Annotated in this window: 19 protein-coding genes; 13 read left to right on the plus strand and 6 right to left on the minus strand. The window is 66.2% G+C overall.

Annotated elements, in window-relative coordinates:
- Nucleotides 1–32: 32 nt before the first annotated feature.
- Nucleotides 33–227: a zinc-finger domain-containing protein gene (locus tag WD006_RS01830; RefSeq protein ID WP_008652632.1), complete on the minus strand. Its 195-nt coding sequence runs from the start codon at nucleotides 225–227 to the stop codon at nucleotides 33–35.
- A gap of 59 nt (nucleotides 228–286) precedes the next feature.
- A complete protein-coding gene (locus WD006_RS01835; RefSeq protein WP_011515363.1) occupies nucleotides 287–1207 on the minus strand; it encodes a branched-chain amino acid transaminase in 921 nt (306 codons plus the stop codon).
- 136 nt (nucleotides 1208–1343) lie between these two features.
- On the opposite strand from WD006_RS01835, the gene WD006_RS01840 reads away from it, so the two are divergent.
- The 5 genes from WD006_RS01840 (at nucleotide 1344) to WD006_RS01860 (ending at nucleotide 8695) form a co-directional block, all read left to right on the plus strand.
- The gene (locus WD006_RS01840) at nucleotides 1344–4283 is read left to right on the plus strand and encodes a DEAD/DEAH box helicase (RefSeq protein WP_035822026.1); all 2940 of its coding nucleotides are present in this window, start codon (nucleotides 1344–1346) and stop codon (nucleotides 4281–4283) included.
- A 224-nt stretch (nucleotides 4284–4507) separates the two neighbouring features.
- Nucleotides 4508–6025, plus strand: a complete 1518-nt coding sequence (locus WD006_RS01845; protein ID WP_011515365.1) for an amidase — start codon at nucleotides 4508–4510, stop codon at nucleotides 6023–6025.
- Between the two features lie 36 nt (nucleotides 6026–6061).
- A complete protein-coding gene (locus WD006_RS01850; protein WP_008652156.1) occupies nucleotides 6062–7387 on the plus strand; it encodes an MFS transporter in 1326 nt (441 codons plus the stop codon).
- 187 nt (nucleotides 7388–7574) lie between these two features.
- A complete protein-coding gene (locus WD006_RS01855; protein ID WP_011515366.1) occupies nucleotides 7575–8375 on the plus strand; it encodes an AzlC family ABC transporter permease in 801 nt (266 codons plus the stop codon).
- Complete coding sequence (locus tag WD006_RS01860) at nucleotides 8372–8695, plus strand: AzlD domain-containing protein (protein ID WP_011515367.1); 324 nt, start codon at nucleotides 8372–8374, stop codon at nucleotides 8693–8695. The genes WD006_RS01855 and WD006_RS01860 overlap by 4 nt, the downstream gene beginning before the upstream one ends.
- Before the next feature lie 51 nt (nucleotides 8696–8746).
- Here WD006_RS01860 and WD006_RS01865 read toward each other — a convergent pair whose 3' ends face one another.
- Together WD006_RS01865 and WD006_RS01870 are read right to left on the minus strand one after the other, a co-directional pair.
- The gene (locus WD006_RS01865; RefSeq protein WP_375198920.1) at nucleotides 8747–9865 is read right to left on the minus strand and encodes a helix-turn-helix transcriptional regulator; all 1119 of its coding nucleotides are present in this window, start codon (nucleotides 9863–9865) and stop codon (nucleotides 8747–8749) included.
- Between the two features lie 22 nt (nucleotides 9866–9887).
- On the minus strand, nucleotides 9888–10994 hold the full coding sequence (locus WD006_RS01870) for a helix-turn-helix transcriptional regulator (RefSeq protein ID WP_029308406.1): 1107 nt from the start codon (nucleotides 10992–10994) through the stop codon (nucleotides 9888–9890).
- A gap of 377 nt (nucleotides 10995–11371) precedes the next feature.
- Here WD006_RS01870 and WD006_RS01875 point away from each other — a divergent pair, with 377 nt between their 5' ends.
- The 7 genes from WD006_RS01875 (at nucleotide 11372) to WD006_RS01905 (ending at nucleotide 19088) form a co-directional block, all read left to right on the plus strand.
- Complete coding sequence (locus tag WD006_RS01875) at nucleotides 11372–12568, plus strand: phosphoglycerate kinase (protein ID WP_029308405.1); 1197 nt, start codon at nucleotides 11372–11374, stop codon at nucleotides 12566–12568.
- A gap of 83 nt (nucleotides 12569–12651) precedes the next feature.
- Nucleotides 12652–14091 (plus strand): pyruvate kinase, encoded by a 1440-nt coding sequence (pyk, locus tag WD006_RS01880; RefSeq protein ID WP_008652150.1) that lies wholly within the window; start codon nucleotides 12652–12654, stop codon nucleotides 14089–14091.
- Between the two features lie 120 nt (nucleotides 14092–14211).
- Nucleotides 14212–15276 (plus strand): class II fructose-bisphosphate aldolase, encoded by a 1065-nt coding sequence (gene fba, locus WD006_RS01885; protein ID WP_008652148.1) that lies wholly within the window; start codon nucleotides 14212–14214, stop codon nucleotides 15274–15276.
- 102 nt (nucleotides 15277–15378) lie between these two features.
- Nucleotides 15379–16287, plus strand: a complete 909-nt coding sequence (locus WD006_RS01890; RefSeq protein WP_008652147.1) for a phosphoribosylaminoimidazolesuccinocarboxamide synthase — start codon at nucleotides 15379–15381, stop codon at nucleotides 16285–16287.
- Nucleotides 16288–16308: 21 nt separating this feature from the next.
- Nucleotides 16309–16806, plus strand: coding sequence for a 5-(carboxyamino)imidazole ribonucleotide mutase (gene purE, locus WD006_RS01895; protein WP_008652146.1), 498 nt, complete (start codon nucleotides 16309–16311; stop codon nucleotides 16804–16806).
- Nucleotides 16807–16835: 29 nt separating this feature from the next.
- The gene (locus WD006_RS01900; RefSeq protein WP_011515371.1) at nucleotides 16836–18080 is read left to right on the plus strand and encodes a 5-(carboxyamino)imidazole ribonucleotide synthase; all 1245 of its coding nucleotides are present in this window, start codon (nucleotides 16836–16838) and stop codon (nucleotides 18078–18080) included.
- A 15-nt stretch (nucleotides 18081–18095) separates the two neighbouring features.
- Nucleotides 18096–19088: an L-threonylcarbamoyladenylate synthase gene (locus WD006_RS01905; RefSeq protein ID WP_011515372.1), complete on the plus strand. Its 993-nt coding sequence runs from the start codon at nucleotides 18096–18098 to the stop codon at nucleotides 19086–19088.
- A 68-nt stretch (nucleotides 19089–19156) separates the two neighbouring features.
- On the opposite strand, the gene WD006_RS01910 is transcribed toward WD006_RS01905, so the two are convergent.
- Complete coding sequence (locus tag WD006_RS01910) at nucleotides 19157–20713, minus strand: D-alanyl-D-alanine carboxypeptidase/D-alanyl-D-alanine-endopeptidase (protein WP_011515373.1); 1557 nt, start codon at nucleotides 20711–20713, stop codon at nucleotides 19157–19159.
- Nucleotides 20714–20819: 106 nt separating this feature from the next.
- Entirely contained in the window at nucleotides 20820–21281 is a 462-nt protein-coding gene (locus WD006_RS01915) for a PACE efflux transporter (protein ID WP_011515375.1), read from the minus strand.
- A 182-nt stretch (nucleotides 21282–21463) separates the two neighbouring features.
- Here WD006_RS01915 and WD006_RS01920 point away from each other — a divergent pair, with 182 nt between their 5' ends.
- On the plus strand, nucleotides 21464–22363 hold the full coding sequence (locus tag WD006_RS01920) for a LysR family transcriptional regulator (RefSeq protein ID WP_286879619.1): 900 nt from the start codon (nucleotides 21464–21466) through the stop codon (nucleotides 22361–22363).
- Nucleotides 22364–22404: the final 41 nt, after the last annotated feature.

A 22404-nucleotide genomic window follows, 5' to 3' on the forward strand; every position in this document is an offset into this window, starting at 1 on the left:
GAAACGACAGGAATTGGCGAGGGCCGGGCGGGTCAGTGATGACCCTTCAGTACGGTGCCCGGCTTGAGCTTGTACACGGTGCCGCAGTACGGGCACCTGACCTCGCCAGTGTCTGCCACGTCCAGGAAGACGCGGGGATGGTAGTTCCATGCCGGGGTGTTGGCCGTGGGGCAATGCAGCGGCATGTCTTCTGCGCCGATTTCTACGACGGATGCGGTTTGAGTCATGGTGTTGCTTTTCTGTCTTGCAGGGATGTCGATTGGAAATGCAGGGTCGGCGCCGTCGATCAGACCAGCGTCAGCCACTTCTTGTACTTTTCGTCGGTGCCACCCACGGCCGCGAAGAACGCGTCCTGGATGCGCTTGGTAACGGGGCCGCGGCGGCCTTCGCCGATGACACGGTCGTCCAGCTCGCGGATCGGCGTCACTTCGGCGGCGGTGCCGGTGAAGAACGCTTCGTCAGCGCAGTACATCTCGTCACGCGTGATGCGTTTCTCGCGCACCTCGATGCCGAGGTCACGGGCGATTGTCAGCGTGGCGTCGCGCGTGATGCCGTCCAGGCACGAGGCCAGGTCCGGCGTGTAGATCACGCCGTTGCGCACGATGAACACATTCTCGCCAGAGCCTTCGCTCACGTAGCCTTCGGTATCCAGCAGCAGGGCTTCGTCGTAGCCCAGGCCGGTGGCTTCCTGGTTGGCCAGGATCGAGTTGATGTAGTAGCCCGATGCCTTGGCGCGCACCAGCGACACATTCACGTGATGGCGCGTGAACGACGAGGTCTTCACGCGGATGCCACGTTCCAGGCCTTCCTCGCCCAGATACGCGCCCCAGGGCCAGGCGGCGATCGCCACGTGAATCGTGTTGCCCTTGGCCGACACACCGAGCTTTTCGGAGCCGATCCACACCAGCGGACGGATATAGCACGACTCAAGGTTGTTGGCGCGCACAACTTCGCGCTGGGCGGCTTCGAGCGTGGCCTCGTCGAACGGCATGGCCATCTGGAAGATCTTGGCAGAGTTGAACAGGCGGCGCGTGTGCTCCTTGAGGCGGAAAATCGCGGTGCCTTCCGGCGTCTTGTAGGCGCGCACGCCTTCAAATACACCCATGCCGTAATGCAGCGTGTGCGTGAGTACGTGAATCTTTGCGTCACGCCACTCAATCAGCTTGCCATCCATCCAGATCTTGCCGTCGCGATCTGCCATCGACATGGTCGTCTCCCTCTGCAGCCCAGGTAAATGTCGCAAAGGCACCATTGTAAGCCGCGCGTCCTTGCGTGCCAACGAAGGGCGGCGGATAGAGCGTTCTACAATCGCACCTTCCGACCTTCCACCGTTCCGCAGCCGCGTGTCCCAACCCGAACTCCCCGTCGAGCGTGCCGATCATGATGCCGATTCCGTCGCGGATGGCGGCTGGCAGGCCACGCTTTGCGCACTTGAGGCATTGGCGGGGGGCGTGGATGAAGCCGCCGGCACCGGCGACGGACGCCGCCTGCTCTGGGCGCTGACCCTCGATGCAGACGGTGTGGTCGGGACGATCGAGCCGCTGGAGCAGACTCACGGGGCGCGTGGCTGGAGCAAGCCCAGGCCGGTGCCGCTGGCCCGTGTGGCCGAGGACGACACCCTGCCACAGTGGGATGTCCGCGTCGCCCGTGCCATCCGCCGGGACGCATCGCGCAACCGGCGTCACGTGCTGGACCGCGCCGCCGCCGTGGTGGCGCTGGTGGGGCATCCGGCCGTGGTGCTGTCCCATGCGCCGACGGTGCCGATGGAAGTGGTCGAGTCCGCGCCTTCGCTCGAGGCGGTGCGCGAGGGCGACCGCTACGTGCTGCGGATCGTGCCGCCACTGCGCGAGGCGCTGGCCATGGAGGACTTCCTGCCCGCCGCCGCGCGTCAGGAAGCCGAGTCGCTACGCCAGATCACCGTGCTGCAGGATGGTCCGCGCCGGCTGCGCGTGGTCCGCTTCACGCCGGCGCAGCAGGGCGCGGCCAAGCTCATCGCGGGCGGACTCTCCGTGCCGGCCGATGCCCAGGCGCGGCTCGACAGCACGTTGCGCGCGCTGGCGGGCCACTTCCAGATTCACGCCGACAGCTCGGGCGAGGCACGCGAGCGCGACCCGGAGTCGCGGCTGCGTGCCGAGGTGGCGCCGGTTGGGCGCGGCATCAGCCTGCGGCTGGTGGTGACGCCGCTTGGCGTGCTCGGGCCCAGGCTCGCGCCGGGCCACGGCCGCGCGCAACTGATGGCGACGATTGGCGGCGAGACGCACGTGACGTACCGCGATCTCGATGCCGAGCACGCGCACGTGGCCGAGGTATTCGAGGCGTTGCCGTTCCTCGTGCAGCAGGCCCCCGCAGGCGGCGAGCACACCTGGACGCTGGACGATCCCGAGGACGCGCTGACCGCCATCGAGGTGTTGCCCGGACTGGCCGGCGTGATCGATCTCGAATGGCCGCGTGGCCGTGAGTTGCGCGTCTTGCCGGCTGATATCGCGCAGCTTGCCGTCAGCGTGGAGACCGGCAGCGAATGGTTCAAGCTCGTGGGCGAACTGCGCGTGGCCGAGGGGCTGGTGATCTCGCTCGAAAAACTGGTCGCGTGGGCGCACGGCCATGCGGGCCGCTTCATGCCGATGGCGCACGGCGTCTACGTGGCGCTGACCCGCCAGTTGCGAGACCGGCTGCGCGATCTGGCCGGCGTGGGCGATGGCGTCCGGGACGGCATCCGTGTGCCGCTGGTGGCCGCGCCCTGGCTCGACGACGTGCTGGCTGGCGCCGGTATCGACCCCGACGCGCACTTCCGCACCCGCGTGAAGCAACTGCGTGCCGCGCGTGGTCACGATGCGCCGGTGCCGCCGACGCTGGTGGCGGAGTTGCGGCCGTATCAGCTCGAAGGCTTCCGCTGGATGATGTCGCTGGCAGAAGCCGGCTTTGGCGCATGCCTGGCCGATGACATGGGCCTGGGCAAGACGCTGCAGTCGCTGGCCGTGCTGCTGGCGCGGGCGGCGGGTGGCCCGGCCCTGGTTGTCGCGCCAACCTCGGTCTGCGGCAACTGGGCCACAGAGGCGCGTCGCTTCGCCCCGGCGTTGCGGGTCCACGTCTATGCCGATGGCGACCGCGAGGCGATCGTCGGGCAGGCCGCCGCGCACGATCTGGTGATCGTCTCGTACAACCTGCTGCAACAGGCCCGCAAGGCTTTCTGCGACCGTCACTGGCATACGGTCGTGGCTGACGAGGCGCAGTCGTTCAAGAATCCGTCTTCGCGCCGCGCACAGGCGATGTTCGCGCTGCCGGCCGATTGCCGCATCGCGCTTTCCGGTACACCAGTCGAAAACCGTCTTGCCGAACTCTGGGCCGTGATGCGTTTCTGCGTGCCGGGGTTGCTTGGCTCGCTGGCACGCTTCAACGAGCATTTCGCGAATCCGATCGAACGCAGCGGCGCACGCGATCCGCGTCAGCGGCTCCGGCGCATGATTGCCCCGTTCGTGTTGCGCCGGACCAAGGCGCAGGTCCTCGACGAATTGCCGCCGCGCACGGAACTGGTGATTCGCGTCACGCCCGAGCCCACGGAAGCCGCCCACTACGAGGCGCTGCGCCGGCAGGCGCTTTCCGAGGCGGAACGGGCGCTGCTGCGTCCGCGCAAGGACAAGAAGGCGCCCGCTGCCATGACCGAGCCCGAGGCGCGCATCCATGTGCTTGCCCAGTTGATGCGGATGCGCCGTGCCGCGTGCGATCCGCGACTGGTCACGCCCGATGTAGGGCAGCCCGGCGCCAAGGTGCGGGCATTCGCCGAACTGGCGGCCACGCTGGCCGCCAACGGGCATAAGACGCTGGTCTTCAGCCAGTTCGTCGATTTCCTGCAGATGCTGCGGCAGGCGCTCGTTGACGCGGGTCTGGCGTGGCAGTACCTCGACGGCGCGACACCGGCCGGCGAGCGCACGCGACGCGTGGCGGCATTTCAGGCGGGCGAGGGCGATGTGTTCCTGATCAGCCTGAAGGCAGGCGGGTTCGGCCTGAACCTGACCGCCGCCGACTACATCGTGATTGCCGATCCCTGGTGGAACCCGGCTGCCGAGGATCAGGCGATGGGCCGCGCGCACCGCATCGGCCAGCAGCGGCCGGTCACGGTCTACCGGCTGATCGCGGCCGGCACGATCGAGGAGCGCATCGTCGATCTGCACCAGGGCAAGCGGGCGCTGGCGGACGGCGTGCTCGACGCGATGGATGGCGAGGCGATCGGCCGCGATGTGCCGTTGCCCGATGTCGATGAACTGGTAGGGCTGCTGCGGCGATGAGCGATACGCCGCTCAGGCACCAAACGGTATACAAAACGGCTCCCATGCATGGTGCATCGCACCATCAATCCGCCACCTGATTTCCCCTCATTTCCCTTTTCCTGCCTTGTTGCGGTGCATCCACCCTGGCACAAATACTGCCTTGTGGTCTGTGGTGTTGTGAATATAGTATACCGATTGCTTCTCCAATCGCCCCCACAGACCGACCCACCGCCCCAAGCCTGATGGGCTCGGTCCAAGATGACAACGGAGCTACCGTGACCCTGCCAGACCTGTCTCCGGCTGACGCCGTTCAGCCCGAGGCGAGCTTTCATCCGGTTCACCAGGCGGCCGCGCAACTCGCGCGCGGCGAGACCACCGCGCAGGCGCTGGTCGATGCCTGTCACGCGGCCTGGGCCGCCCGCAATGGCGAAATCAATGCAATGGTGCTGGCGGATTTCGAGGCAGCCCGTCACGCCGCCAGGCAGAGCGATGCGCGCCGCCGGGCCGGGCAGGCGCTTGGACCGCTCGACGGCATTCCGTTCTCGATCAAGGAGTCCTTTGACGTGGCTGGCTGGCCGACTACCTGCGGCAGCCCTGCGCGGCGCGCGCATCGGGCCGGCAGCGATGCGGTGGTGGTCGAACGGCTGCGTGCCCAGGGCGCCGTGTTGCTCGGCAAGACCAATGTGCCGCTCGGGCTGCGCGACTGGCAGAGCTACAACGCGATCTATGGCACCACGCGCAATCCGCACGACCTGTCGCGCACGCCGGGCGGGTCTTCCGGCGGCAGCGCGGCGGCGGTCTGCGCCGGCATGAGCTACTTCGACATTGGCTCGGATATCGGTTCGTCGCTGCGCAACCCGGCGCACTACTGCGGGGTGTTCTCGCACAAGAGCAGCCACGGCATCGTGCCACTGCGCGGCCACGGCAACGCAGCGGCAGGGTTTGCCGGGCAGGACATCAACGTGGCCGGCCCCGTGGCCCGGAGCGCGTATGACCTCGAACTGATCCTGCGAGCCATCTCCGGCCCCGACGCGGCCGAACTTCCCGCCTGGAAACTCGATCTGCCGGCGTGCGATCACGCCCGGCTGGCCGATTTTCGCGTGGCCGTGCTGCCCACGCATCCGTTGGCGGAGGTCGATGCCACGGTGAGCGGCGCGATCGAGGGCCTTGGTCACTGGCTGACCGGGCAGGGCGCGCGCGTGGACTGGAACGTGCGTCCGGACTTCGATGCGGCGGCGCTTTGGCGCACCTATGTGCTGCTACTGCGTGCCACCACTTCGCTCTACATGGACGATGCGGCATTCGCCGACGCGCTCGCCAAGGCAGGCGATGCCGGCAACGACGAAGACTACGCCACGCTGCAGTTCTCTGGCGCCACGCTGAGTCATCGCGACTGGCTATTGCTGCAACACGCTCGCGCCCGGTTCGCGGACGCGTGGGAGCGATTCTTCGCCGACTACGACGTGCTGCTGTGCCCGGCGGCCTCGACCACGGCGTTCCCGCTCGACGAGGCCGGCGAACCGTGGCAGCGGACGATCGATGTGAACGGCACGGCATGGCCGCTGACGTCGCAGTTGTTCTGGGCCGGCCATTCGGGGCTGTGTGGATTGCCGTCCACGGTGGCGCCGATCGGTCCGGCCAGCGATGGGTTACCGGTTGGCGTGCAGATCGTGGCGCGCCGGTTTGGCGACCTGACATCGCTGCGGTTCGCGCAGCAGCTTGAGGCAGCCGGCCACGTGTTCCGCCAGCCGCGCGCCTGACACGCAAGTTCACAACGGTAAAAGGGGAGAAAGACCATGCTGGACTGGTTCAGAGAGTTGTCGCGCGCCGAGCGCAAGGGGTTCTACGGCGCCTTCCTGGGTCATGCGGTCGACGTGTTCGACTTCATGATCTATTCGTTCCTGATTTCCACGTTGCTGGCCCAGTGGGGCATGAGCAAGTCGATGGCGGGCGCCATCGTCACGTGGACGCTGGTGTCATCACTGGTCGGCGCGATCGGCGCGGGACTGCTGGCCGACCGCTTTGGCCGCGTGCGCGTGCTTCGCTGGACGATTCTGGTGTTCGCGGTGTCGTGCTTCCTGTGTGGTATCTCCACCTCGCCCGAACAGCTCATGATGTTCCGCATGCTGCAGGGGCTGGGTTTCGGCGGCGAGTCGTCGCTATGCATGGTGCTGGTGACCGAGCTGATCCGGAATCCCGCGCACCGCGGCAAGTACTCGGGCTTCACAGCCAGCAGCTATTCGTTCGGCTGGGGTGGCGCGGCCATTGCCTACGCGATCACGTTCAACCTGTTCGAGCCGGAAGTGGCGTGGCGCGTCTGTTTCTTCCTGGGCATCCTGCCGGCGCTGGTGGTGGTCTATCTGCGCCGTAACCTGCAGGAACCCGAGGTCTTTCTCAAGAGCCGCGCGGAACGCGGCAACGTATCTGCGGCGGCCGATCTCGCGCGCGTGTTCCGGGGCCCGCTGCTGCGCAAGACGGTGCTGTGCAGCCTGCTTTCGGGCGGGATGCTGGGCGCGTACTACGCCATCGCCACATGGCTGCCGACGTTCCTGAAGACCGAGCGCGGCCTGTCGGTGTTCGGCACGAGTTCCTATCTGGCGGTGACGATCCTTGGCTCGCTGGTGGGCTACGTGGCCGGCGCGTACGCAACGGACCGCTGGGGCCGACGCCTGACCTACATGGCATTCGCGGCGGGCGCGTTCGTGATGGCGATGATCTACATGGTCATCCCGGTATCGAACACGTCGATGCTGTTCCTCGGCTTCCCGCTCGGCGTGCTGATGCAGGGCGTGTTCTCGGGCATCGGCGCGACGATCTCCGAGTCGTATCCGAGCAGCATCCGCGCCACGGGCTATGGTGTGTCGTACAACCTCGGCCGCGTGATCGGCTCGTTCTTCCCGCTGGCTGTAGGCTGGCTCAACAGTGGCCGCACGACGCTGGCGCTGGCGATCGCGATGGTGGCGGGCGTTGGCTATGCGCTGGTGATGGTGTCCGCCGCGATGTTGCCGGAAACGTCCGGTATCGATCTGGGCCAGGCTGGTGGCGGCGATGACGGCGAGGCGAAACAGCAGGCTGCGGCCGAGCCCGTGACGGTGGCGCCGACCGCCGGACGCCCCGCCTGAAACCGGGATGCCGACGCCCGCGGATTGACCCCGAAACAACACTTTTAAGCCGCCACTTACCAGCGGCTGTCACACGCCTATAATGGCTCTTTCGCTGTCGGCCACGCACTGCGTGGCCGATGGTCCTTCAAGACGGCCAAGCCACGACAGACGGGCTGCCGTTGCGTCTCCTCTTCACATCCAAGTCATGACACCCCGACCATTGTCCCCGGTGTGGCAGCGCCTTTGGCACCGCTTCGCCGAGGTGGAGCGCGATGCCTTTCTCGAAGGCGCGCGTTTCTTCGCCCGTTTCCAGCCCGCGATTTTTTCCTGGGGGCTGGTCACAGGGGTGGCGATGAGCAAGTCGGCGCTGACCGTGCCGGAGGCGATCGGCATGTCGCTGCTGGTCTATGCGGGGTCCGCGCAACTGGCCGTACTGCCGCTGTTCGCCGCCGGCATGCCGATCTGGACCGTGCTGCTGACCAGCGCCGTGGTCAACCTGCGTTTCGTGATCTTCAGCGCGGCGCTACAGCCGCATTTCAGCTACCTGCCGCTATGGCGCCGGACCGTGCTCGGCTTCTTCAATGGCGATCTGCATTTCGTCTACTTCATGCAGCGCTACACCGAGCCGGGCTACGCGCCGGGCAAGGAAGGGTATTTCTGGGGCATGGCGCTCTTCAACTGCGTCACGTGGCAGGTATCGTCGATCATCGGCATCCTGCTGGCGAGCCTGTTCCCCGATAGCTGGGGGCTGGCGCTGGCCGGCATGATGGCGTTGATCCCGGTGATGGTTTCCACGATCAATTCGCGCTCGACGTTGCTGGCCGTGGCGGTGTCCTCGGTCCTGGCGCTGCTGTGTTTCGACCTGCCGTACCGGCTGGGGCTGGTGGTGGCGGTCATCGGGGCAATCGCGGCGGGCATGGCCAGCGATGAGATGGCCGCGCGCGCCACGCTGCGCGGCATTCGCGCGCGCAAGTCCGCGCAACCCCAGGCCGGAGACCAGACATGAGCCACCTCGAAATCTGGATCTCGATCATCGGCATGACGCTGGTCACGGTAGTGACGCGCGCGCTGTTCCTGATGGCGGGCGAGCACGTGACCGTTCCCGATCGTATCCAGCGCGCGCTGCGCTACGCGCCAGCCGCCGCGCTGGCAGCGATCATCCTGCCCGAGTTCCTGAGCTTCGAAGGGCATTTCTCGTTCTCGCCGACCAACGACAAGCTGATGGCCGGCATTGCGGCCACCGCCTGCTATCTGCTCACGAAGCGCATGGTCGGCATGATCGTCGTCGGCATGGGGGTCTACACGGCGCTGCGCCTGCTCGGCTGACCAGGCCGGCAGCGCCGGCCCCGAACCGGCTATTGGGCTGCTATCGGGCTGCTACCGCGCGGGTTCGGCCAGCACGCTGCCCAGTCGCGTGAGCAGGTGAGCAAGCTGCGCCTGCGTGCTCGTGTTGGTCTTGGTGAAGATCGACTTGAGCTGGGACCGGCCCGTCTCGCGCTTGATGCCGAGCTGGATGCTCGCCTCCGGCAGGCCGATGCCTGTGGTCAGCAGCGCGGCGAGCCGCGTTTCCGCTGGCGTCAGGCCGTAGAGGTCGCGCAGCACGGTGGGGACCGTCCGCGGCGTGCCGTGGCTTTCGTGAATCGCCACCAGCAGGGGCTGCCCGAGACATGCCGAGGACAGCGGCGTGCCCGGCGTCAGTCGCATCGCAACGATCTGGGCCTCGTGGCCGTCCGTGCTCACGGCGTGAATGGCGCCAGCCTCCAGCGGCGCGCCCGCATCGGTGAGCCCGCGCATGACTTCGTGGAACGGCTTCGAGAGCCGCCAGCCTTGTCCAGCCGGTACCAGCGTGCCGTCGGCGGCGCCGTCCGCGCGTATCGGCATCAGTCGGCCGATCCACGGCTCGCCTGCCGCATTCGCCAGCAGTGGCTCGCCGGCAGCCGTGAAGACGATCACGCCGAATGGCAACTGGTTCAGCAGATTGGCTGACACGCGGCCATGCGTGCTGGCGGCCTGCGCGCGGTCGCGCATGGCCACTGCTTCGCGCAGGTGCGGAATGATCCAGTCCAGGGCGCGGGCATCGGCTTCCAGGAAACCATCGGCGCCGGCCGGACGCTGCAGCGACAGGTAGATCTCGTGGCCGGGCTGCCTGTCGATCAGGCAGGTCATCATCGAAGCGGGTGCAACGCCGGCGATGTCCTCCTGCGGAAAGGCGCCGAGGGTTGCAGCGAATCCCGTGTCGCGTCGATGAATGAACCAACCGCCCACGTTCAGCCGTTCGTTGAAGGAAAGCGTTTGCGGCGAATCGTGGGGCGTTGCCTGCGAGGCAAGGGCAGCAAGCGCGGCCGTCTGCCGCACGCTCACACTGCCGCTCGCGGGGTCGAAAACCAGGAGCGAGGCGCGCTCGCTCTGGCTGAGGTCGCATAGCGCGGACAGGCTGCGCTGCCAGGCCTGCGGTTCCAGAACGCCTTGATAGAGACCACGAATGGTCTCGTGCATGTCCTCTGTCACCATCACTCGATCAACCTCCGTCGAGCGTGGTGGCGAGTCGCGTCAGCAAGTGCGTCAGCTGTGCCTGGCTGGTGCAGCCGGTCTTGAGGAAGATCGCCTTGAGCTGGGTGCGCGCGGTCTCGTGCCGGATGCGCATCTGCCGGCTGGCTTCGGGCAACCCTTCGCCCGTGGCCAGCCGCGCGACCAACCGGGTCTCGGCGGGTGTCAGGCCGTACAGGTTGCGCATGACCGAGTCGAGCAGCACCGACGGGGCGCCCGCCTCATGCACGACAACCAGCGCCGCGGGCGTCTGCCATGTCGAGGCAAAGGCGTGGCTGGCCGGCAGGGGCAGCACCAGCACTTCGGCCTGGCTGCCATTCGGGCCGGTGGCGCGGGCCGCCATGGCGGCCTGCGGTTTTGCGGGATCGCAGGCGCCGTGCAGCATCTCCATGAAGCTGCGCGAAAGCTGCCACTCGGTGGTCTTGCCCAACGGGTCGAGCCGGCGTGCCCAGCGTTCACCAGCCGTATTGGCCAGCAGCAGCCGCCGGTCGGGCGAATAGACGGCCACGGCGAATGCCAGTCGTTCGATCAGCCGCGTCGCCAGCGTGGTCATCGTCGACAGCGCCAGCGTGCGGTCGCGGATCGCGATCGCGCTGCGCATGTGCGGTACCACCCAATCGAGCCGCTGCGCGTCATCGCCGCTGAAGTTGCCCTGCGCCAGCGAGCGCTGCATCGAGAAGTAAACCTTGTAGTGCGGCTGGCGCTCTACCAGGCAGGCCATGTATGAACCCAATTCGAACTTGTGGAAGAACTCGCCATAGAACGGATGACGCGCCATGGCCTGATGGCCCAGGTCGCGCGCATCGACATACCAGGCGCCGGGCACCAGCCTGGGTGCGAACGCCTTGGCCGGGTCCATGGCCTGGAAATCGTTTTCATAGGCGAGAAACAATTCCTCGACCGGGTTGACCACCTCGTTGACGGTCACCTGGTCGCGGACCGTGTCCCATACCATCATGGAGGCGTGCGTCGTGCCGGCTATTGCCGTTAACGCACGCAGACTTTGCTGCCAGGCTGCCGGGTCCAGGATGCCCTCGTAAAGCCCCCGGATCGCGCCATGCATGGTCGCTTGATCCATTTCAGACTACCCCCTTGCATTCGCCGCGCTTATTCTTGGCCTCTTGGTAGCCGGGGTGTCCCGGGTCCGCGGGTCATATTTCTTATGGCCCGGTTGCGCCGGACCTGCAGTGATGTACTAAAACCACCAGAATTGACGTGAGTGTCTGGCCATGCATACGTTTAGTACATTAATGCGTACATTACTCCAACCCGGTTGTTGAGCGTGCAATCGGGTGCCCCCCCTTCGGTAGGGGATGTTCCGGGCTGGGCATGGCATGTGACGGATATGCCGCGAAACGGGCAGATCGCGTCGTACGGTAGTAACGATCAGGTAAAATGCCGGTTTTCCCGATTTCCACGGGCGGCGCATGTCGCCCACGTCCCGCTCTTATCGCCATGACCTCTGTCCTGCGTCTTACCGATCTCATTTCCCAAGGCAAAATCTCCGGCAAACGTGTGTTCATCCGTGCCGACCTGAACGTGCCGCAAGACGACGCAGGCAATATCACCGAAGACACCCGCATCCGCGCGTCGGTGCCGGCCATTCAGGCCTGCCTGGAAGCCGGCGCGACCGTCATGGTGACGTCGCACCTGGGCCGTCCGACCGAGGGCGAGTTCAAGCCGGAGGATTCGCTGGCACCGATTGCCACGCGCCTGTCCGAACTGCTCGGCAAGCCGGTGAAACTGGTCCAGAACTGGGTCGACGGTGTCGAGGTGGCGCCTGGCCAGATCGTGCTCCTGGAAAACTGCCGCGTGAACAAGGGCGAGAAGAAGAACAGCGACGAGCTGGCCCAGAAGATGGCCAAGCTCTGTGACGTCTACGTGAACGACGCGTTCGGCACCGCCCACCGCGCCGAGGCCACCACTCACGGTATCGCCAAGTTTGCCCCGATCGCCTGCGCCGGCCCGCTGCTGGCCGCCGAGATCGACGCGCTGGGCCGCGCGCTGGGCCAGCCGGCGCGTCCGCTGGTGGCCATCGTGGCCGGCTCGAAGGTTTCGACCAAGCTCACCATCCTGAAGGCACTGGCCGACAAGGTGGACAACCTGATCGTCGGCGGCGGCATCGCCAACACGTTCATGCTGGCCGCTGGCCTGAAGATCGGCAAGTCGCTCGCCGAGGCCGACCTCGTGGGTGACGCCAAGACGATCATCGACATCATGGCCGCGCGCGGCGCATCGGTGCCGATTCCCGTCGACGTGGTCTGCGCCAAGGAGTTCAGCGCCACGGCTGCGGCGACGGTCAAGGACGTCAAGGACGTTACCGACGACGACATGATCCTCGACATCGGCCCGAAGACCGCCGCGATGCTGGCCGACCAGCTCAAGGCTGCCGGCACGATCGTCTGGAACGGTCCGGTCGGCGTGTTCGAATTCGATCAGTTCGGCAACGGTACCAAGGTGCTGGCCGAAGCCATCGCCACGTCGAAGGCATTCTCGATTGCAGGTGGCGGCGACACGCTGGCCGCCATCGCCAAGTACGGCATCGCCGATCGCGTCGGGTATATCTCGACCGGTGGCGGCGCCTTCCTGGAATTCCTGGAAGGCAAGAAGCTGCCCGCATTCGAAGTGCTGGAACAGCGCGCCGCAGGCTGATGACCCGACAGGCCGGCGCGGGACACCCCCGTCCGGCCAGTTTCCAGAAAAACCAAGCGCCCCCCACCAAGGAAGCTGCCCGCATGACACGTTCCACCAAGATCGTCGCCACGATTGGCCCCGCATCCAGCACGCTGGAAGTGTTGACCCGCATGATCGGAGCAGGGGTTGACGTGGTGCGCCTGAACTTCTCGCATGGCACCGCGCAGGACCATATCGATCGCGCCGCCCTGGTGCGTGAGGCGGCGGCGGCCTGCGGGCGCGAGGTGGCCATCATGGCCGACCTGCAGGGCCCCAAGATCCGCGTGGGCAAGTTCGAGAACGGCAAGATCACGCTCAAGCCGGGCGACGCGTTCATCCTCGATTCGGCCTGCCAGATGGGCAATCAGGAGCGCGTGGGCCTGGATTACAAGGATCTGCCGCGCGATGTGGGCCCGGGCGACCTGCTCCTGCTCAACGACGGCCTGATCGTGCTGGTGGTGGACCGCGTGCTCGGCAACGAGATCTTCACCACGGTGCGTATCGGTGGCGAGCTGTCCAACAACAAGGGCATCAATCGTCAGGGTGGCGGCCTGTCGGCGCCGGCGCTGACCGCCAAGGACATGGAGGACATCAAGACCGCCATGGCGCTGGGCGCGGACTACGTGGCCGTGAGCTTCCCGAAGAACGCCACTGACATGGAAATGGCCCGCCAGCTCACCAACGTGGCAGGCCAGCCGCACAACCACAAGGCGCGCATGATCGCGAAGATCGAGCGGGCCGAGGCGATTCGTCCGGGCGTGCTCGAGGAAATCCTGCTGGCGTCGGACGGCATCATGGTGGCGCGCGGCGATCTGGCCGTCGAAGTTGGCAACGCCGCCGTGCCCGCGCTGCAGAAGCGCATGATCAAGCTGGCCCGCGAGGCCAACAAGCTGACGATCACCGCCACCCAGATGATGGAGAGCATGATCGTCAACCCGGTGCCGACGCGGGCCGAAGTGTCCGACGTGGCCAACGCCGTGCTCGATGGCACCGACGCCGTGATGACGTCGGCCGAGACCGCTGCCGGCCGCTATCCGGTGGAAACGGTCGAAGCCATGGCCGCGATCTGTCTGGAAGCCGAGAAGTCGGAGGTGGTGCAGCTCGACACCGACTTCCTGAACCAGACCTTCGCGCGGATCGACCAGTCGATCGCGATGGGTGCGCTGTTCACCGCCTATCATCTAGGTGTCAAGGCGATCGCGGCGCTGACCGATTCCGGCGCCACGGCGCTGTGGATGAGCCGTCACCGCATTCATGTGCCGATCTACGCGATGACGCCGAACCTGGCGTCGCAACGCAAGATGCAGCTCTATCGCAATGTGGTGCCGCTGCCGCTGCAGTCGAGCGCGGACCGCGACGTGGCGCTTGAGCAGGCCGAGGAACTGCTGCTGTCCCAGGGCGTGGTGCAGCGCGGCGATTTCATCGTGCTGACGATCGGCGAGCCGATGGGCCAGCCCGGCGGCACGAATACGCTCAAGATCGTGAGGGTGGGCACCCGGTAGGACGCGCGCCCCATGTGGCGCGCCAGACAGACATGACCGCGCCCGATGCGCGAGCCTGTTTGGCGCAGCAACGATAAGAATTCAGAAATACCCCAAGCTATTTACATTCAGGAGTTAGACATGCCACTCGTATCCATGCGCCAGTTGCTGGACCATGCCGCCGAGAACAACTACGGTCTGCCGGCTTTCAACGTGAACAACCTCGAGCAGGTTCAGGCCATCATGCAGGCCGCCGACGAGGTCAACGCCCCGGTGATCATGCAGGCATCGGCAGGCGCGCGCAAATACGCTGGCGAGCACTTCCTGCGTCACCTGATCGAAGCCGCCGTGGAAGCCTATCCGCACATCCCGGTGGTGATGCACCAGGATCACGGCCAGTCGCCGGCGATCTGCAAGGCCGCCATCGACCTGAACTTCTCGTCGGTGATGATGGATGGCTCGCTGAAGGAAGACGGCAAGACCCCGTCGGACTACGAGTACAACGTCGACGTGACCCGCAAGGTGGTGCAGATGGCCCACGCGCTGGGCGTGACCGTGGAAGGCGAACTGGGTTGCCTGGGCTCGCTGGAAACCGGTGAAGCCGGCGAGGAAGACGGCATTGGCGCCGAAGGCAAGCTCGATCACTCGATGCTGCTGACCGATCCGGAGCAGGCCGCCGACTTCGTCAAGGCCACCCAGCTCGACGCGCTGGCCATCGCCATCGGCACCTCGCACGGCGCGTACAAGTTCACGCGCAAGCCCACGGGCGACATCCTGGCCATCGGGCGCATCAAGGAAATCCACGCCCGCATTCCGAACACTCACCTGGTGATGCACGGTTCGTCGTCGGTGCCGCAGGAACTGCTGGCTGAAATCCGCCAGTTCGGTGGCGACATGAAGGAAACGTACGGCGTGCCCGTGGAGGAAATCCAGGAAGCGATCAAGTACGGCGTGCGCAAGATCAACATCGACACCGACATCCGTCTGGCGATGACCGGCGCGATCCGCCGCTTCTTCGTGGAGAACCCGAGCAAGTTCGACCCGCGCGAGTACCTGAAGCCGGCCCGCGAAGCCGCCAAGCTCGTGTGCAAGGCCCGCTACATCGCCTTCGGTTGTGAAGGCCAGGCCAGCAAGATCAAGGCCGTGTCGCTGACCGACGTTGCCCAGCAGTACAAGGCCGGCAAGCTCGCCCAGGTCGTGCAGTAAATTGTGTCGTTGCCCCGCCTGGTGCGGGGCTTTGCTTCTTCATGGGGCTTCGCATCGCGCTCGAAGCCCCGCTTGTTTTTCAGCCGCAGCCGTTTTCACACCATGTCCGACGCCCTCTACGAATCCTCCATCCAGTCCCTGCCGCTGCTCGGCAAAGGCAAGGTCCGCGATAACTACGCTGTCGGCGACGACAAGCTGCTGATCGTGACCACCGACCGTCTGTCGGCCTTCGACGTGATCCTGGGCGAGCCGATTCCGGCCAAGGGCCGCGTGCTGAACCAGATGGCCAACTTCTGGTTCAAGAAGCTCGCGCACATCGTGCCGAACCATGAGACCGACGTGACCGCTGAGTCCGTGGTGGCGCCGAACGAGGTGGAGCAGGTGAAGGGCCGTGCCGTGGTGGTCAAGCGCCTGAAGCCGATCCTGGTGGAAGCGGTGGTGCGCGGCTACCTCGCCGGCAGCGGCTGGAAGGACTACCAGGCCACGGGCAAGGTGTGCGGCATCGCCCTGCCGGCCGGCCTGCAGAACGCGCAGAAGCTGCCCGAGCCGATCTTCACGCCGGCGGCCAAGGCCGAGATGGGCGAGCACGACGAGAACATCTCGTTCGATGAAGTCGAGGCCCGCATCGGCAAGGAACTGGCCGCGAAGATGCGTGACATCTCGATCCGTCTGTACAAGGAAGCCGCCGACTACGCCGCCACGCGCGGCATCATCATCGCCGACACAAAGTTCGAGTTCGGTCTGGACGAAAACGGCACGCTGACGCTGATGGACGAAGTGCTGACGGCCGACTCGTCGCGCTTCTGGCCGGCCGATTCGTATCAGGTGGGCACCAACCCGCCGTCGTTCGACAAGCAGTTCGTGCGTGACTGGCTCGAAGCCGTACGCATCGACGGCAAGCCGTGGCCGAAGACCGCGCCGGCGCCGAAGCTGCCGGAAGACGTGGTGCAGAAGACCGCCGACAAGTACAAGGAAGCGCTGACCCGCCTGACCGGCGAAGCGCTGCAGTAAGGGCAGGAAAGGTAATTGACGATGAGCAACGAATCGAAGCCTGTGGTTGGCGTGGTAATGGGCAGCAGTTCCGATTGGGACGTGATGCAGCACGCCGTGGCCATGCTCAAGGATTTCAACGTGCCGTTCGAAGCGCAGGTGGTGTCGGCGCACCGGATGGCCGATGACATGTTCCGCTATGCCGAAGCGGCGCGCGGCCGTGGCATCCGCGCGATCATCGCCGGCGCCGGCGGTGCCGCGCACCTGCCGGGCATGATCGCCGCCAAGACCATCGTGCCGGTGTTCGGCGTGCCGGTGCCGTCGAAGTACCTGCGCGGCGAGGACTCGCTGCTGTCGATCGTGCAGATGCCGAAGGGTGTGCCCGTGGCCACCTTCGCCATCGGCGAGGCCGGCGCCGCCAACGCGGCGCTGCACGCGATCGCCACGCTGGCCACCACTGACGACGCGCTGGCCAGCGCGCTGGAAGCGTTCCGCGCAAAGCAGACCGAAGCCGCGCGCGCGATGACGCTGCCCGTATAACTTTCTGAAGTCTCACCGTAGCCTGAGCCATGCCGACCGATATCCATCCCCACCTGTCCGAAGCGCATACCCCCGAGTCGCGCGCCGAGTTCGGCGTGAACAGTCCGAACTCGCCGATCCTGCCGGGCGCCTGGCTCGGCATGCTCGGCGGCGGCCAGCTCGGCCGCATGTTCACGCACGCGGCGCAGTCGATGGGGTACCGCGTTTGCGTGCTCGATCCGGACCAGGACAGCCCGGCCGGCTCCGTGGCTGACCGGCACATCTGCGCGGCATACACCGACGATGCGGCGCTGGCCGAACTGTCCAGCCTGTGCGAGGCGGTGAGCACCGAGTTCGAGAACGTGCCGTCGATCTCGCTCGAGCGTCTGGAGGAAGCCGGCGTGTTCGTCGCGCCGCGCGGCTACTGCGTGTCGATCGCGCAGAACCGCATCGGCGAAAAGAAGTTCTTCGCCTCCTGTGCGGACCGTACCGGCGTGCCGCCGGCCCCGCACTGGGTGATCCAGCACGATGCCGATGTGGACCGGCTGCCTGACGAAGTGCTGCCGGGCATCCTGAAAACCGCGCGGATGGGCTACGACGGCAAGGGCCAGGCGCGCGTGAAGTCGCGCGACGACGTGCGCGCCGCATGGAAGGCCATGCAGCATGTACCGTGCGTGCTCGAGCGGATGCTGCCGCTGGCGTACGAGGTGTCGGTGCTGGCCGCGCGTGCCGCCGATGGCTCCACCGCCACGTGGCCGCTGGCCGAGAACGTGCACCGCGATGGCATCCTGTTTTCGACGACGATGCCTTCGACGAGCGTGTCGGACGATATTTCCCAACGCGCCCGCAACGCCGCGGCGACGATTGCTTCGGAAATGGGCTACGTCGGCGTGCTTTGCATCGAATTCTTCGTGCTGACCGATGGCACGCTGGTGGCCAATGAAATGGCGCCGCGCCCGCATAACTCGGGGCACATCACGATGGATGCCTGCGAGACCAGCCAGTTCGAGCAACAGGTCCGCGCGATGGCTCGCCTGCCGCTGGGCAGCACCCGCCAGCATTCGGCCGGCAAGATGCTGAACCTGCTTGGCGACTGCTGGTTCGAGTTCGGCCTGGAGCGTACGCCCGCGTGGGATGAGGTGCTGGCGCAGCCCGGCGCCAAGCTGCACCTCTACGGCAAGAACGATGCGCGCCCGTCGCGCAAGATGGGGCACGTGAACTGCGTTGGCGACCACGCCGAAGCGGCCGACCGCACGTTCGATGCCGCCGCCAAGGCGCTGCACATCCCCAGCTGAAACCGGTAGTTCGCGATGTCTTCACGTATGCCCACCGCCGCGGAGCTGGACGAAGCCGTCCGCCTGCTCGAAGCCGGCGAGCTGGTGGCCTTCCCGACCGAGACCGTCTACGGTCTCGGTGCCGATGCCGAGAATCCTGAAGCCGTGGCGCGTATCTTCGCCGCCAAGGGCCGTCCGTCGAACCATCCGGTGATCGTTCACGTGGTCGATGGCGCCGATGTCGGCTACTGGAGCGACGACGTACCCGAAGCCGCGCAGAAGCTGATCGATGCGTTCTGGCCCGGTCCGCTGACGATCATCCTGAAACGCGCCGCCCACATCCCGGCAGCGGTTGCCGGTGGGCAGGACAGCATCGGCTTGCGCTGCCCGTCGCATCCGGTGGCGCAGGCACTGCTGTCGCGCTTCCGCCGTGGCCGGGGTGGCATTGCTGCGCCATCGGCCAACAAGTTCGGCCAGGTCAGCCCGACCACGGCCGAGCATGTGCGCGACGAGTTCGGTGGATCGGTCTATGTGCTCGAAGGCGATGGCGTGGACGTTGGCATCGAATCGTCGATCGTCGATCTGTCCCGCCTGGATACGGCTGGCCCGGTGCTGCTGCGCCCGGGCGCGATCACGGCGGCGATGATGGCCGACGTGCTCGGCACCATGCCGCTACCGCCGGACGCCGCCGCGCCGCGCGCGTCGGGCACGCTCAAGGCCCATTACGCGCCCCGCACCACGCTGACGCTGGCCCAGGCCGATGCCTTGCCGCAGTACCTGCATGGGCTGTCCGCCGATGGCAGGCTGGCTTGGGTGGGTCGCGCGCCGGCAACCAGCGATCCGCGCTGCACGTTCGTTGAAGCACCGGCCACGCCGGATGCTTACGCGCAGGAGTTGTACCGGCTGTTGCGCCGGCTCGACAAGGAAGGATTCCAGCGGCTGGTGTTCGAACCCTTGCCGGAGAGTCTCGAATGGGACGGGGTGCGGGACCGGTTGGGTCGCGCCGCGGCTGCGTTCGAGGATTGCTGAGGTTGGGGGAAGGCGAGGGGAAGGCCAGGCGCTCCATCCCCCACCACGCCTGTCACAAGACCCTCACCTCAAGGCGTGCCCTTATACACCCACTGCATCAACGCATCGTGCGCCTCCTGCGCTCCCGATGCGTTCGGGTGATTGATATACGCCACCACCACATAACGCTGCCCGTCGAGCGCGTCGACGTAGCCCGCCAGCGCGCGTACGTCCTGCAGTGTGCCCGTCTTCAGGTAGGCATTGCCGGCCGCATTGGCCCGGGTCAGGCGATTGCGCAGGGTGCCATCCACGCCGAGGATCGGCAGGGAGTCCATCAGCACCGGCCCAACATTGCTGGCCAGTGCCTGTTGCAGCAGACGCGCCATGTCATAAGCGCTGATCCGTTCCTCGCGTGACAGTCCCGAGCCGTTTTCCAGTACCAGATCCGGCATGTCCAGTCCCTGGCGCGATAGCCAGCGCTTGATCACGCGCGTCGACTTCTCGGTGCTGGCTGGGCCGCTCCGGTCGATCTCCGCGCCAATCGTCAGGAAGAGCTGACGTGCCATCACGTTGTTCGAGAACTTGTTGATGTCGCGCACGATCTCGCCGAGCGGCTGGCCGTAGTGCCGCGCCAGCAGGAACGCGCCGCGCGGCACGGTGCCGCCACGCAGCCCGGGCGGACGCACGAAGCGGCCACCCGCCGCCTGCCATTCGGCCACGAAGCCGCCCCAGATGAAATCGCTGTGCGAGAGCGTGGCCAGGTTGACCACGTGTTCGCCACAATCGGCGGAGTAGTTGCCGTCGAACGCGGCGACGATGGTGCCGTCTGACTGCGGCGTGATGCTTGGGTTGGCACGTGCGCGCCAGTCACCGCAACGGCCGTTGACGAGCGTCAGGCGGTTATCCACACGCAATTGCGCCAGCGCCGGCGTGACGGCCACGTCGACGGCGCGGCCGGCGGCGTCGGGCGTGATCGTGAAGGTGAGCGTCTTGAAGGCATAAAGCAGCGCATCAGGATTGACGTTGTAGGCGCGTTGCGTCTCGCCATCGATCGTGTAGCTGTTGTCCTGGGTATCCGCGAAGAAGCTGCGGTCGAGCACGAGATCGCCGTTGATGGCCGTTGCGCCTGTCGATCGCGCCGTGTTGACCAGCTTGGCCATCTCCTCGGGCACCAGCTTCGGGTCTCCCCGGCCGCGCAGATAGACGTTGCCGTTGATCACCCCGTCCGGACCCGGCTGGCCATCGGCGTAGAGCGAAGTGAGCCAGCGATAGTCGGGCCCGAGCAATTGCAGGCCGGCGAACGTGGTGACCAGCTTCATCGTCGACGCCGGGTTCATCGGCGCCTCGGCGTTCCAGCTCACACGCGGGCGCGGCGCGCCGACCTTGATCACGTAGAAGCTTGCTGCCGACAGCGGCACATGCGCGCGGCGCAGCGCCGTGGTGACAGTAGCGGGCAGGCCGGTGCGCGCGGCGGCCGGGTCCGCGGCTTCTGCACTGACGCGCTGGACCGACGGTTTGGTGGCTTTGACGGATTTGACGGGTTTGGCCTGGGCTCCAGTCAGGCCGAAGGCGAGCAGCGCGGCCGTTGCGATAACGGGAGACAGGCTGCGGCGGAGCAGGGAGGGGCGGATTGGCATGGCGCTCATGTTAACGCATGGCCCATGCCCGATGGATGACGTGAATGCGGCCGTTTCTGGCCGCATTTTGTTGCTGAGGTCGACCGCGCGTCGCACGGTCGGATTTCCGCGGTTCCTAGTTGGCCGACGGGCAATCGGCAGGCTGGCTATCCTCCTTCGCCTTGAGGCCAGGGATCGGGAAGACCGCGTCATAGACCCAGTTGTAGACCAGCGCGTAGACCATGTAGAAGCCGGCCACGGCGATGTCCATGATGAACGCGTCGAGCAGGGTCATGTCGAGGTACCACGCCACCGATGGCAGGAACACGAGCAGCAGGCCACCCTCGAACAGGATTGCGTGCAGCACGCGAATCGCCGGCGTCTTCCGGAGTTGGCCGGTGAAGCGCAGCATCCCGCGGTCGAAGAGGATGTTGTAGACGTAATTCCAGACGGCAGCGATCAGTGACGCGACCGCGCCCACCAGACCCATCTGGTGCAGCGCGTAGCCAAATACCAGGCTGGCAAGCGGGGCGAAGATCAGCAACCCGATCAGCTCGAAACCGACGGTGTGACGGATCCGGTCTGCGGTGGTGCGCATGAAGCTCTCCTTTGTGAAACGATGGAGCGCATTCTATCGGCGGGACAGCTAATCGCAAGTTGGGTAGTATCGGTTATTCCGATAGAAGGGGATTCCCCCTGCGACCGGCTTTCGCCACCGTCTGCCCCCGTCGCCCCCTCCTGCTTGTGCGAGAGGGGAGAAAGCCAACGAGAACGCACACCATGAGCCTGTCCCTCGAACAGTTGCAAGCCTTTGCCGCCGCAGCCGAGACCGGATCCTTCTCCGCGGCGGCCCGCCAACTTGGCAAGGCACAGTCCGTCGTCAGCGCCGCCGTCGCCAATCTGGAGATCGACCTCGGCAACGCGCTGTTCGACCGCACCGCCCGCTATCCGGTTCTGACGCCGGCCGGCGAGCGGCTGCTGGTCGAGGCGCGTGTGATTCTGGAGCGTTGCGAGCACTTTCGGGGCGTCGCCAAGAGCCTGGGCGAAGGTGTCGAGTCCCGCCTCACGCTGGCCGTCGACGAGCTATATCCGGAAGAGACCCTTGGCGTGCTGCTCGACGAGTTCTCGCAACGCTTCCCGTCGGTCGAACTCGAACTGCTGTTTCCGCTGATGGAGGACGTGAGCCGGCTGGTGCTGAGCCAGTGCGCGGACCTCGGCATCATGTGGCGCCAGGAGATCCTGCCGCCCGAACTCGGCTTCCATGCGCTGGGCTGGGTGCCGATGCCGATCATCTGCGCGCCCGACCATCCCCTTGCCGCCCAGCCGCGCGTGGACTTCGAAGAGTTGAAACGCTACCGGCAGTTGATGGTGGCCACGCGCAGCGACAGCGAGGAAAAGAAACGGCTGCGTGTGGCGGCCGAAGTCTGGTGGGTGGAAAGCCAGTGGGTGATCGTCGAACTGGTCAAGCGCAAGCTCGGCTGGGCGTTTGTGCCCTGGCACGTGGCGGCCAACTCGCCCGCCGCTGCCGGGCTGGTATCGCCGCAGATGACCTTCCAGGACCAGGACTGGCCCGTGGCGATGGAAATCGTGTGGCACAAGCAGCGGCCGCTGGGCAAGGCGGCCACATGGTTGCGGGAGCGGGTCAGTCAGCAGCCGTTGCCGATGCCGGAGGGGCGGTAGCGCGCTGCAGCGCCGCTACCGAGTCCGCTATTGAGTCCGCC

The sequence above is a fragment of the Cupriavidus sp. Met-2 genome (genome assembly GCF_049843575.1).
Lineage (GTDB): Bacteria > Pseudomonadota > Gammaproteobacteria > Burkholderiales > Burkholderiaceae > Cupriavidus > Cupriavidus metallidurans.